Annotated in this window: 15 protein-coding genes and 1 tRNA gene; 5 read left to right on the top strand and 11 right to left on the bottom strand. The window is 60.6% G+C overall.

The window, feature by feature from the left end; all coding sequences use genetic code 11:
* Positions 1-30: 30 nt before the first annotated feature.
* Positions 31-687 carry a peptide-methionine (S)-S-oxide reductase MsrA gene (msrA, locus tag OIM99_RS04110; protein WP_311849058.1) on the bottom strand — a complete coding sequence of 219 codons (657 nt, stop codon included), beginning with the start codon at positions 685-687 and terminating at the stop codon, positions 31-33.
* Positions 688-788: 101 nt separating this feature from the next.
* Positions 789-1,112 (bottom strand): hypothetical protein, encoded by a 324-nt coding sequence (locus OIM99_RS04115; RefSeq protein WP_311849059.1) that lies wholly within the window; start codon positions 1,110-1,112, stop codon positions 789-791.
* A 244-nt stretch (positions 1,113-1,356) separates the two neighbouring features.
* On the opposite strand from OIM99_RS04115, the gene OIM99_RS04120 reads away from it, so the two are divergent.
* A tRNA-Ser gene (locus OIM99_RS04120) sits at positions 1,357-1,446 on the top strand.
* Between the two features lie 284 nt (positions 1,447-1,730).
* Here OIM99_RS04120 and OIM99_RS04125 read toward each other — a convergent pair.
* The gene (locus tag OIM99_RS04125) at positions 1,731-2,315 is read right to left on the bottom strand and encodes a TetR/AcrR family transcriptional regulator (protein WP_311849060.1); all 585 of its coding nucleotides are present in this window, start codon (positions 2,313-2,315) and stop codon (positions 1,731-1,733) included.
* 84 nt (positions 2,316-2,399) lie between these two features.
* Here OIM99_RS04125 and OIM99_RS04130 point away from each other — a divergent pair, with 84 nt between their 5' ends.
* Positions 2,400-3,467 (top strand): aldo/keto reductase, encoded by a 1,068-nt coding sequence (locus OIM99_RS04130; RefSeq protein ID WP_311849061.1) that lies wholly within the window; start codon positions 2,400-2,402, stop codon positions 3,465-3,467.
* A 165-nt stretch (positions 3,468-3,632) separates the two neighbouring features.
* Here OIM99_RS04130 and OIM99_RS04135 read toward each other — a convergent pair whose 3' ends face one another.
* Positions 3,633-4,469: an alpha/beta hydrolase gene (locus OIM99_RS04135; RefSeq protein ID WP_311849062.1), complete on the bottom strand. Its 837-nt coding sequence runs from the start codon at positions 4,467-4,469 to the stop codon at positions 3,633-3,635.
* A gap of 179 nt (positions 4,470-4,648) precedes the next feature.
* Entirely contained in the window at positions 4,649-5,293 is a 645-nt protein-coding gene (locus tag OIM99_RS04140; protein ID WP_311849063.1) for a hydrolase, read from the bottom strand.
* A gap of 156 nt (positions 5,294-5,449) precedes the next feature.
* Between OIM99_RS04140 and OIM99_RS04145 the strand changes: the two genes are divergently transcribed.
* Both OIM99_RS04145 and arr read left to right on the top strand, forming a co-directional pair.
* On the top strand, positions 5,450-6,373 hold the full coding sequence (locus OIM99_RS04145) for a LysR family transcriptional regulator (RefSeq protein WP_311849064.1): 924 nt from the start codon (positions 5,450-5,452) through the stop codon (positions 6,371-6,373).
* Positions 6,374-6,464: 91 nt separating this feature from the next.
* Entirely contained in the window at positions 6,465-6,887 is a 423-nt protein-coding gene (gene arr / locus OIM99_RS04150; protein ID WP_311849065.1) for an NAD(+)--rifampin ADP-ribosyltransferase, read from the top strand.
* 45 nt (positions 6,888-6,932) lie between these two features.
* Here arr and OIM99_RS04155 read toward each other — a convergent pair whose 3' ends face one another.
* On the bottom strand, positions 6,933-7,403 hold the full coding sequence (locus tag OIM99_RS04155) for a DUF6636 domain-containing protein (protein ID WP_311849066.1): 471 nt from the start codon (positions 7,401-7,403) through the stop codon (positions 6,933-6,935).
* Positions 7,404-7,578: 175 nt separating this feature from the next.
* Here OIM99_RS04155 and OIM99_RS04160 point away from each other — a divergent pair, with 175 nt between their 5' ends.
* Positions 7,579-7,869 carry a hypothetical protein gene (locus OIM99_RS04160; protein ID WP_311849067.1) on the top strand — a complete coding sequence of 97 codons (291 nt, stop codon included), beginning with the start codon at positions 7,579-7,581 and terminating at the stop codon, positions 7,867-7,869.
* A 36-nt stretch (positions 7,870-7,905) separates the two neighbouring features.
* Here OIM99_RS04160 and OIM99_RS04165 read toward each other — a convergent pair whose 3' ends face one another.
* The 5 genes from OIM99_RS04165 to OIM99_RS04185 all read right to left on the bottom strand — a co-directional run bounded on the left by OIM99_RS04165 (position 7,906) and on the right by OIM99_RS04185 (position 11,785).
* Complete coding sequence (locus OIM99_RS04165) at positions 7,906-8,436, bottom strand: dihydrofolate reductase family protein (protein ID WP_311849068.1); 531 nt, start codon at positions 8,434-8,436, stop codon at positions 7,906-7,908.
* A gap of 89 nt (positions 8,437-8,525) precedes the next feature.
* Positions 8,526-9,497, bottom strand: coding sequence for a tripartite tricarboxylate transporter substrate binding protein (locus OIM99_RS04170; RefSeq protein ID WP_311849069.1), 972 nt, complete (start codon positions 9,495-9,497; stop codon positions 8,526-8,528).
* A gap of 41 nt (positions 9,498-9,538) precedes the next feature.
* Positions 9,539-9,979, bottom strand: coding sequence for a rhodanese-like domain-containing protein (locus OIM99_RS04175; RefSeq protein WP_311849070.1), 441 nt, complete (start codon positions 9,977-9,979; stop codon positions 9,539-9,541).
* A 16-nt stretch (positions 9,980-9,995) separates the two neighbouring features.
* A complete protein-coding gene (locus OIM99_RS04180) occupies positions 9,996-10,502 on the bottom strand; it encodes an aromatic-ring-hydroxylating dioxygenase subunit beta (RefSeq protein ID WP_311849071.1) in 507 nt (168 codons plus the stop codon).
* A gap of 11 nt (positions 10,503-10,513) precedes the next feature.
* The gene (locus OIM99_RS04185) at positions 10,514-11,785 is read right to left on the bottom strand and encodes a Rieske 2Fe-2S domain-containing protein (protein WP_311849072.1); all 1,272 of its coding nucleotides are present in this window, start codon (positions 11,783-11,785) and stop codon (positions 10,514-10,516) included.
* Positions 11,786-11,817 lie beyond the last annotated feature (32 nt).

Raw genomic sequence — 11,817 nt, forward strand, 5'->3', positions numbered from 1 at the left:
ATCGCGTTTCTCCCGAAACGCGATTTTCTGTTAAGCCGCGACGCCCGTGCCGATCTGGCAGGCGACGCCCGTACCACCAAGGCCGCAATAGCCGCCGGGATTCTTCGCCAGATATTGCTGGTGGTAGTCCTCGGCGTAATAGAACGGCCCGGCGTCTAATATCTCGGTGGTGATCGCACCATAGCCGCCGCCGGCCAGCGCCTTGGCATAGGCATTCTTGCTCGCCTCAGCCGCCGCGCGCTGCGCGGGATCGGTGAGATAGATGCCGGAGCGATATTGCGTCCCGATATCATTGCCCTGGCGCATGCCCTGGGTCGGGTCGTGATTTTCCCAGAATGCCTTGAGCAGCGCGTCATAGGAAATCTTCGCCGGATCATAGGCGACCAGAACCACTTCGTTATGGCCGGTCATGCCGGAGCAAACCTCTTCATAGGTCGGATTGGGCGTCGAGCCGCCGAGATAGCCGACCGCCGTGGCGTAGACGCCATCGCCCAACTGCCAGAACTTGCGTTCGGCGCCCCAGAAACAGCCCATGCCGAAAATCGCCGTCTTGATGCCCTCCGGCCACGGCCCTTTCAGCGGATGGCCGTTGACGAAATGGGTGGTAGCCGTCGGGATCGGCGTCGGCCGGCCGGGCAGCGCCTGGTCCTTGGTGGGGATGGTGAGAGGTTTGCGGGAAAAGAGCATCGGCGACCTCCTTTGCATAGGGTTTCTGCATGGCGTTTCGCAGTTTGGCTTCGCCAAACGCCACGAAGACGCGTCAAACTGTTGGTTCGCAGCTTATATAGTTACGGCCGGCTCGAAAACCCAATGGCCTCAGCGCGACGGCGCGCCACCCAGAAGAACAATAGGCCGAATAGGCTGAGCGCCAGCCAGGTCGGCATCAGAAAAAAGCCCAGAAGGAACGGGTCCCAGACCAGGGGATGGATATTGCGCTCCACCGCCGGCTGCAGCAGCGGAAAGATGGTCGGAAACAGCTTGAAACAGGTTTCTCCCAGCGGCGTCATCTTGAGCTGCGAGGCGGCGATCGACTGGGTGCCGTCGATGATGAGCATGGCGCAGCCGCCAGCCAGCAACAGGACGCCGATCGTGCGCAGGAAGAAGCGAAACATGGCCGGACCAACAGTTTTCGTTGCTACCGTGATTAACCACGCCAGCCGGCCTTGTCCATGACAGGGACTGCGGCGGAAAGCCCGAGGGCGTCTTTCCCCGCCAGAGCCCTGATTTTGAGGCAAAAAAGCCACTGGCCGTGGCCGCCCGGGCGACTTTTCCCGGCCGGCTGGGCAAAGCCCAGGATTTTTTGTCATTTGGGGTTGTCCCGCCGCCCGACTGGCCATATGCAGGCGCCACAGTTCCGGAGGGGTGGCCGAGTGGTTGAAGGCGCACGCCTGGAAAGTGTGTATACGGGAAACCGTATCGCGGGTTCGAATCCCGCTCCCTCCGCCACCCTACGCCTTCGGCTTCGGGTGGCATGCCATCCAAAGCCGAAGGCGTAGGGTGATCTTCCGAAGCTGCGAAGCAGCTTAGGGAGACCGCCTATTTGCCCTCCGTGGCGCGATATCGCCGCCGATCACCGCATTGCCACCAAGCGACGCTGGCTTCTGCCGTTAGTCACCTAAACGAAGGCGTGAAAGCAGGCACTATGGACCCGCACCACAACTTTACGCTCGCGACATGCGGACCCCGACGAACCGGTCACTCCCGATAAGAGCCCAACACAAAAACGAGCTTCATGATCCTGCAAGGCCGCCTCGCTCGTCTTTGGCTCCCAACCCCCTGAAGATGAGCGCGATTATCCTCGCCGCCTGAGCATCCCTCCCGGGGTGGGATGGAATTTGCCACAGTACGCCGAGAAGCATCAAAACATCGTCGGCATTTGCGCCGCGATCAATCGCCCCCGCGGCCTGACATGCAGCGATGAGTGAACGCACCGCCAACACCATTTGCTGATAGGCCTCGCGCTCGTCATCCTCGGAAGTGGCCCCTTGCAGAAGTTTTGCCACGCCGCGTTTCATCGCACTGGATTCTGCCAACTGGGCACACCATAGACGAAACGCCTCAAGCGGAGGATGCGCTTTCAAAAGTGTGGATGCGAGAGCCGCAACGGCGCTGATCTCCTTGCGATAAATGGCCAAGGCCAGAGCTTCCCGCGTCGGGAAGTGGCGATAGAGCGTGCCTTGCCCAACGCCGGCTGCCTTGCTGATCGCGCTGAGCGGCGTTTCGGGATCGGCGGTTAGCGCAGCCCGTGCCACCTCAAGTATGCGATCACGGTTGGCGCGGGCGTCCGCTCGCAATCCATCCTCTTCCACAGCCATATCGCCTCTTGACTAAACGGACAATTGTCCGCTACGTAACGCTAAACGGACAGTTGTCCGAATTTAGCGTAGGTGGAGATGGATATGCAATATGCCAAGCTCGGCCGGACGGGCCTCGATATTTCGCCTCTCTGTATTGGTTGTATGGGGTTCGGGGACCCGGCGCGAGGTTACCCTTCTTGGTCACGTGATGAGGAAGCAAGTCGACGCCTCATTCGCCACGCACTTGAAGCGGGCATCAATTTCTTTGACACCGCCAATCTGTATTCAAATGGCTCCAGCGAGGAGATCCTCGGGCGGTCACTGAAGGACTTTGCACACCGCGAAAACGTTGTGATCGCCACCAAAATCAGCGCACCAATGCGCGACGGACCTAACAGCATAGGGCTATCGCGCAAGGCAATCATGACCGAAGTCGATATGAGCCTCAAGCGCCTAGGCACGGACTATATCGACCTCTACCAAATCCATCGTCGTGACCGGACCACCCCTTGGGAAGAAACGCTCGAAGCCCTGAACGATGTCGTCAAGGCCGGCAAGGTCCGGTACCTCGGTGCATCGTCGATGATGGCTTGGGAATTCGGCAAAGCGCTACACCTGCAGAAATCCAACGGCTGGGCCCGCTTCGTGTCGATGCAGGATACCTACAATCTCCTCGACCGCGAGGAAGAACGCGAGATGCATGCGCTTTGCATCGATGAAGGGGTGCAGACCATTGTCTATAGCCCTCTCAACCGTGGTCGGCTGGCCCGACCGTGGGGAGCGATCACGGCAAGAGCGGAAACTGAAGCGGTCTACAAACTGGGTGCAGCTACTGCCGGCAGCGACAAGCTGATTATCGATGCGGTGGGGGCCATTGCGGAAGAACGGGGCGTCGGCCGGTCCATGATCGCGCTTGCCTGGTTGCGTCGCAATCCAGTGGTGGCGGCTCCGATCGTGGGTGCGCTGAAAGCAGAGCATATCGACGACGCCGTGGCCTCCCTATCGATCAGCCTCACCGGCGACGAGGCAGCACGGCTGGAGGCAGCATATACGCCGCGGCGCGACCATCAGGGCGTGTCAGACCCGGCCATGCTGCGCCGCGCAGCCGAAGCCGCCACGGGACACAGCATCAGCCGCCTCCCCGTCCGTGAACTGAGCAAGGTGACATGAACTTTCGAGGACTGATCTGCTTTCTGCATTTCACGCGCTGGCTGGAAAGCCGCCCGCAACCGCTTTATAGCGTTTTGCAGTTTGACGGAATCGTCAAACGTCACAAAGACGCGTCCAAACAAAGATCCTAGGCAAAATTGCGTTTCTGTCGAAACGCAATTTGCTCTAGTTCGTGACAAAATCCAGAAGGTCGGCGTTTAGCACATCGGCATTCACAGTCAGCATCCCGTGCGAGAAACCGGGATAGGTTTTCAGCGTGCGCCTCGACAGCAGATCGACCGCCTTCAAAGCCGAGGCGGCGATCGGAACGACTTGGTCGTCCTCGCCGTGCAGCACCAGCGTCGGCACGGTGATCGCCTTGAGGTCATCCGTCTGGTCGGTTTCCGAGAAGGCCTTGATGCCGTCGTAGTGCGCCTTGGCGCTCCCCATCATGCCCTGCCGCCACCAGTTCTGGATCACGCCTTCATGGATCGTCGCGCCCGCTCGGTTGAAGCCATAGAACGGGCCCGACGGAACGTCGCGGAAGAACTGGGCACGGTTGCCGGCCAGCGCCGTCCGAAAGCCGTCGAAGACCTCCATCGGCGTGCCTTCGGGGTTGTCGCTGGTCTTCAGCATCAGCGGCGGAATGGCGGCGACGAGAACGGCCTTGGCCACCCGGCCCGCAGGTTCGCCATGTCGCGCGACATAGCGCGCGACTTCGCCGCCACCGGTGGAATGGCCAATATGGACTGCGTTCTTCAGGTCCAGCGCCTTGACGACGGCAAATGCGTCGGCGGCGTAATGATCGATGTCGTGGCCGTCGGCGACCTGCTCCGAGCGCCCGTGGCCGCGCCGGTCATGGGCGACGACGCGATAACCTTTCGACAGGAAGAAAAGCATCTGCGCGTCCCAGTCGTCGGAGCTGAGCGGCCAGCCATGATGAAAGACGATCGGCTGGGCGTCCTTGGGACCCCAGTCCTTGTAGAAAATCTGTACGCCGTCGTCGGTCGTGACAAAACCCATGTGCATTCTCCTTCTGGAGTCTCGCGGGTGGCAAGCCCCGCGGCATGCGCAGTACCCAATGGAAAGGCGAAACGTACGGTAGACGTCAAGACCGAGATCAGGACATCGCGGCGGTTGAGCGAGGGTCGGCAGACGAATTGCTTCCAACCCTCGCCGAAATGCTCGCGATGCGGCTGGGATCAGCCGGCTACTGGCGTGTTGAGAAGCTGCTGCTCCCAAAGATACGCGATGCCGCTGCCGCCGAAGTGCTGGATGAGAATCTCGGTCAGTTCCTCGACATGTTCGGTGCGCGCCCAATCGCGTTGCCATTCGCCAGCGAGCGCCATCACGGTCATCACGTTGGCCCCGGCCGCGATCATGCGCTGGATGGCAACTTCGTGAGATTCTTTCGAAATGCCGCCCGACGCGTCGGTAATCACGGTCACGTCCCAGCCTTCGCCGGCGGCCTGGATGACAGGCATTGCGACGCAGACCTCGGTCCACAGGCCGGCGATGATCAACTGTTTGCGGCCGGTCGCCTTGACGACGTTGACCACATTCTCGTCCTGCCAGGTGTTCACCCAGGTGCGATCGATGACGTCCTGGCCCGGAAATACGTCGGTGATCTGCTTAAAGAGAAATCCACCGCGCGCCGCGATCACGCTGGTAAGAATGGTCGGAACATTGAAGGCTTTTGCCAGCTTCGCCAGCGCGGTCGTGTTGTTGACCACCATGTGGGGATCGTGGCTGTTCAGGTTTGCGAGCTGATAAGGTTGGTGATCGATCAGAACGAGGACCGAGTTTTCAGGACTAAGAAGCGAATCGAGACCGTTGCGAGGAGTCATCAAGACTTCCTTTCTCTGCCGCCATGGACGGCGATGGGTTCAAGAGAGAGGCACGCGTCAGCAGGCGACGTTGCCGGAACGCAATTTGCCGTTCCTTTGGATACTGCAATAGTGTCAAAGACTGACAAGCTGTGTCGCGGATCGAGGAACGCCGGAATGGACATCGAAGACCTGCAGACATTCGTCGCAGTGGCCGATGCAGGGGGCGTATCGGCGGCCGCGCGCCGGCTCGGCGTCTCCAAGTCAATCGTCAGCCGTCGGCTCTTCAGGATCGAAGCCGAGCTTGGCGTCCAGCTCCTTGCGCGGACGACGCGCGGCGCCGCGCTCACGGAAGCAGGAATCACGTTCCGGGACCATGCGGCCCGGGCCAGCGCCGAGATCGATACCGCCAGGGAAACGATCCTCCCCACCGGCGAGCTACGCGGTCGTTTGAGGGTCGCAATGCCGCTTACTTTCGGGGCGACCCACTTCGCCCCCGTGCTTGCGGAAATGGCGCGTCTGCACCCAAAACTTCACATCCATACCTCCTACAGCGATCGCTTCGTCGATCTCATCACGGAGGGTTTCGATTGTGCGATCCGCAGCGCCTATCTTCAGGACTCCAACCTGATCGCGAAACGCGTCGGGCCGATCCATGGAAAGCTTGTCGCAAGCCCGGACTACATCGAGGCGCACGGGTCACCCGAGACCCCGGATGAACTCATCGCCCATCAAGCCCTCATGCAAGGAACGGAGGCCTGGCAGTTCATGGATGGCGGCAAGATCGTCGCGGTTCAACCGCAGGGCAGGTTCAAGGCCGACAGCGCCACGGCGCTTGCCGCCGCGGCGGCGGCAGGTCTCGGCATCGCCTGGCTCCCCGATTGCATCACATACGACTATGTGGCCTCGGGCGCGCTGGTCCCGATCATGACGCGCTATCCGATACCTCCGGGGGCCGTCTATGTCGTGCGCCCGCCGGGTCAGCATTCGACGCGGAAAGTGCGGGTGCTCACCGAAATGCTGACCGAGTATTTCAAACGAAACCCGGATCTTTGGGGGTTCGACGACCATAGCGTTTCACAGCAAGACACATCCAAATAAGAGGATCTCGGCAACATCACGTTTCCACCGAAACGTGATGTTGTTCCAGCTCACTGACTCAAAGCCGACACACAAGATAAGGACGATGACGATGACCGAAGTGCTGGACGAGGGACCGTTCTTTCACGGCACGATCGCGGATTTGCGCGTCGGTGATTTCCTCACCGCAGGTTATCGGTCGAACTATCGTCCTGAAGTGGTGATGAACCACATCTACTTCACTGCCATTGTGGACGGTGCCGGGCTTGCCGCTGAAATCGCGGCGGAACTCGCCAAAGGCGGCGCAGTCCCGCGTGTTTATGCCGTGGAGCCGACCGGGACATTCGAGAACGACCCGAACGTGACCGACAAGAAATTTCCCGGCAACCCCACTCGGTCGTATCGCAGCAGCGCACCGCTCAAGGTCACCGGCGAAATCACGCATTGGACCAGATTGACGCCCGACGCACTACAGATGTGGAGGGAGCGACTGACCGCACTGCGCTCAGACAAGCGCGGCGAAATCATCAACTGAAGCGCGGCGACACGCAGCCCCGTTTCTTCGGCTCGCCAGACCATCTCAATATCGCTTTATCCCGGCACGGCTTACGGAAAATCCGTGACCGTCGTCGCGCCGGCATGTGAGCCCCGTTTTCTCCGAAGTGCAGGAGAAGGGTGCGACGCGCCAGGTCTCTCCATAGTTGAGGACTGGCCCGACGCTGCAGCAAGGCTGGTCGCCGGGATTCGGGATTTGCTGCACGGCGCCCCGCGCACTCATCTGGACGCGCACATAGTTCGGCGTGGCACGATCGCAGGACAGCTCGGCCATATTGCCCGGCGGCTTGTAGACCGGCGATCCCCCCGCCGGGACATAAATGCATTCGATGTTGTTCGAAGGTGTCGTGAACTGAACGACGCCATTTTGGTCAGCCTTGATGGCCGTGGCCTGCGATTGGGCACCCGCTGAAACCGACGCGCCGACAGTGAGGTTCAAAACGAGGACCGCTACGCCATATCGGGCGCACGGTGTCTTTGGCAGGAACGTCATCATTCGTTATCCGATATAGTTGCGATGGCGATCGTCGCTGGAACCTACGACGACGCGCCGCGCGCTGGAAAGCACCCAGCGTCGACTTTCGCCCATCCTTGAACATTGTCCTGTGCGGCTTGGCACAGTCCCCTCGCCGTTTATGAGGCAATCAGGTCCTCATCGCTTGGAGGCCAAGATGCAGATCGCCACACTGACAAAGCTCTCGCTTTTGACACTCGTCGTTTCAACCGCGATCGCGGAGGCGGCGCCCGCCGGCCTCTGTCAAAAATACGCGAATGACGCGGCTTATCAGTACCACAAGATGATGGCGACCCCCGCGTGCAAACGCCCGCCGAGCAACCTGTGGCACAACGATAAGGGCTTGCACTATTCCTGGTGCTTAACTGCACCCATAGGCGCGGTTAAATCGCAGGTGACCTTGAGAGATCATCTGCTCGCAAAATGCGATCCAAGCTATGGTGATTGAGCCGCAGCTCCGACGACAGGCGAACCCGGCACACGATCAAGCTGGAACGTAGGTCAGCCTCAGCGTGTCCTCGTCCATCAAATCGCTGCTTACAAGGCGAAGCCGCGGCCTTGGGCCGGCAAAGAAGGGCTTGCCACGGCCGAGCACAACGGGGTGCAGATAGATTTGATATTCATCGATCAGACCGAGATCGGTCAGGCTTTTCGCCAGGTCCGGTCCACAAACGGCCACTTCGCCCGCAAGCCTCGCCTTCAGCTCGCGTATCGCCGTCTCGACATCATCCCCGACAAGCGTCGCATTGGGACCGACCGCTTTCAGCGAGCGCGACACGACCCACTTCGGCTGGCTCCGCCAGGCCACCGCGAAGTCGCGCTCGTCGGCGCTCCATTCCGGATGGTCTTCGTCCCAATAACGCATGATCTCGTAGATGCGGCGACCGTACAGGCTGCCGCTCAAACCGCGCACCTGCGCGATGAAGTGGCGAAAGAGCACGGGGCCCGGGGCGAATCCATCGTGGTCGACATAGCCGTCCAAGGACTGGTTCATTCCGAAGACGAATTTCGCCATGCTGCAAAACCTCCCTCGCAGGTTTTGCAGAATAGCTCGCCATCCGGCGTAAGTGAAACGGGGTAAGGCGCGCGCCGCTTACACCACCGTCACTCGGCCACACTCGCCCCTGATATCCTGACGACTTCCGCCCATTTCTCGGCTTCCTTCTTCACAAAGCTCGCGAAGGCCGCGTCGGTGAGCGTGCCGACGCGTTCGCCCATGTCCTCGAAAGTCTTGCGGACGTCGGGACGCGCCAATGTCTTTTGCACGTCGGCCGTGACTTTGGCGACGATATCGGCCGGCGTTCCCGACGGCGCGAAGAGACCGAACCAGGATGAGGCTTCGAAATCCGGCATGCCGGCTTCGGCGAACGTGGGGATGCCGGGAAGAGACGGCAGCCGCTCCGGGCTGGCGACCGCAATGGCGCGGGCCGTTCCCGATTGCACATGCGGAATGACGGTCGGCAGATTGTCGAACAGGATCGGCACGTGGCCGGCGATCAAATCGTTCATGGCCGGCGCGGCGCCGCGATAAGGCACATGCTGAAGACGGATGTTCGCCATTTTGCTGAACAGCACCGCCGCCAGATGATGGGTCGATCCGACGCCGGATGAGGCGAAGTTCATCGCGCCATTCTGCTCTCTCGCCAAAGCCACCAACTCCCGCAGGTTCGACGCCGGCACTTTGGGATTGATGATCAGCACGATCGGCACCGTGGCCAGCAAAGCGATGGGCACGAAATCCTTCTGCGGATCGAAAGACAATTTCTTATGCAGGGACGGATTGATGGTCATCGGCCCAGGCGGCGTGAGAAGATAGGTGTAGCCATCCGGTGTCGCTGTAGCAGCGGCTTGGGTGCCGATATTGCCGCCGGCTCCCCCTCGATTGTCGATGACGATGCCGTGCGGCCAGATTTCCGAGAGCGCCTGTGCCAAGGCTCGCGCTGTAGCATCGTTGGAGCCGCCGGGCGGATTGGGCACGATGAAGCGGACCGGCCGCTCCGGAAAAGTCTGCGCCGCCGCGCCTCCCGCCACCAGCGCGCAGGCAAGCGTACACCATCTGAGAATTGTCCCGATCATCGTCCCCTCCCTCGTCTCGTTACGTCTTATCGTTGAACGCTCTAAGGCTGCCTCCAGGGTAGGCCGGCAAATTTCCAGCCTTCGCGCGTTCCCCGATGCCCTTGATCGTCGGCCAGCCCCTCGAACCCGCCGGCAATCGAATAGGCCTGTTGAAATCCGATCGAAGCGGCGGCGCGCGCGGCTTCCAAACTGCGGCCACCGCTCCGGCACAGAAAGTAGAGGCTGTCATCGCGGGAAACCTGCGCACGCAACTGATCGAGAAAGCTTTCGCTGATCGCCATCGCCGGAAACAGACGCCACGAAAGCTTGAGAAGCGGCTTGCCGGCGCGGGCAAGATCGGGCTCGCCGACATAGAGCCATTCCGGCTCGGTGCGGACGTCCACCAGCCGCGCCGTCGGCTGCGCGAGCAAAGCCTGCCAGGCTTGCACGGGCGTCACCTCCAAAGACGTCAATTCAACGGGCGTCGCTTCAACGACCTGCATGTCACCGCTCCGCCAGCTAGATCGGCATCACCACCAGGATATCCACCTGCCGGGAATCCAGGACGACGATGCGCTCCTGAAACCGGGCCGCGTCTTTCTCGATGACCATGCTGTCGAGATATTTGCCCGTTGCGAACAGTTCCGTTCTGCCGTCCTGCATGGTGCGGATGACCTGGAAATTGCTGCGCGCGACATAGCTATCCTGACGCGGGCCGCGCCCGATCAGCGGCCGGCTCACCATGTGGCTGTAGCTGTGCGGCTCAAAGATATTGGCGGTGTGAAAGGCCTTCACCCGATCCGACATCATGCCACGGCCGATGCAGCGGATGATACCGATGGGCAGTCCGGCGTCGTGATTTTCCTTGGTGGTCAGGACATAGACGCCCGACTCCGTGAAGAAGTACGGCCAGCGGTCGATATCCTCGTCGTCGAGCGCAAAAGCATATGCGCAGATGAGGTCTTCCACCATGTCCCGAACACTCGGGTCCAGGCGCTCTTGGCTGAAATGCGCGATCTCGTTCATATGCCACCCCATCAAAAGCCCATGATCTCGCGATAGCCATGCCAGAATCCGCGAACCGCGGTTTCGGTGGCACGCGACTGCTTTTCCGAGGCCACCTGGCGACCGCCCATTTCCATGAACGAGGCGTGTTGCGGGCTCGTGCGGGTGCCGCGCTGGACGAATTCGTTGATGCAGCCGTCTTCAAGCGAAACGAGACCCGCGGCGCCGGTGAGATTGCTCTGCATGACACGCATGTCGGCTTGTTCCGGCGTGTCGCGTTCGTAACCGAGATAGATCCAGAACAGTTCGGTCTTATCGACGCCGCGCGGCGCGAAGAAGCGGATGGCCAGAGAATTGAGCGTGAATTGTACGCAGAGATTCGGGAAGACGGTCTGAATGCTGTGCGTGATGCCGTCGTCGAATTCATCCCAGGCTTCCAACAGACCCGGCCCCGCCAGGGCCGAATCGTAATTCGCCGAATGGACGTTCGATGTCGTGTATTCCTCCGCCTCGGTCATCTTGGCGCGGCGCGCGAAGCTGATGTGGTGCCATTTGCGGTCCGACAGAATGATGCCGCCGTCCATGTCGAGACGGTTGACCTTGAACGTCGTGTAAAAGGTATGCAGCAAGGTCGCGTGATAGGAATCGCGCAGATTTTCCGCATAGAGCTTCCAGTTGTTGTGAATGATCTGGCTGTGCGTGCCGAGAATACGCAAGGGACGACCGAGATTGCGCTTGAGAAATGTCGACATGTCCGCGCCGAGATAATGTTCGACGCTGTCGATCTCATCGGCGAAGGTGCCGAACACCATGCCGCAGAAGCTTTCCACCTTCAGCGGTTGCAACCGGTGATCCTCGGTCTTGAAATCGGCGGGCATGCCGCCGTGGCCGCGAATGCCGTTGCGGAAAGCCACGCCTTTCAGACGGCCGTCGAGTTCATAGTTCCAGGCGTGATAGACGCAGGTAAGACTGGCGACATTGTCCTTCTTCTTCAGACAGACCAAGGCGCCCTTGTGCGCGCAGCGATTGACCAGAGCATGTATCTGGCCCTCGCGGTCCCGCGTCACGACAACAGGCGTTTCGCCGACAGTCGTGGTCCGGTAATCGCCGGGCTTGGGAATCTCGACCTCGAGACAGAGAAAGCTCCACACCGGGCCACGGAAAATCCGCTTCTGCTCCAAAGCGTAGATGTCCGCATCGGAGAACAGCCGATAGGGCGCGCGCGTCACCCCTTCGGATGGCCATTCAAACGGCTCCGATGTGGGGCTTTCCAGAACATCGGAGGGCATCGAGGCGCCAGTCATAGCGTTTCCTTCCCATAGGCAGCGAGGCATGC

Source organism: Methylocella sp. CPCC 101449 (genome assembly GCF_031921685.1).
Classification (GTDB): Bacteria; Pseudomonadota; Alphaproteobacteria; order Rhizobiales; family Beijerinckiaceae; genus Terripilifer.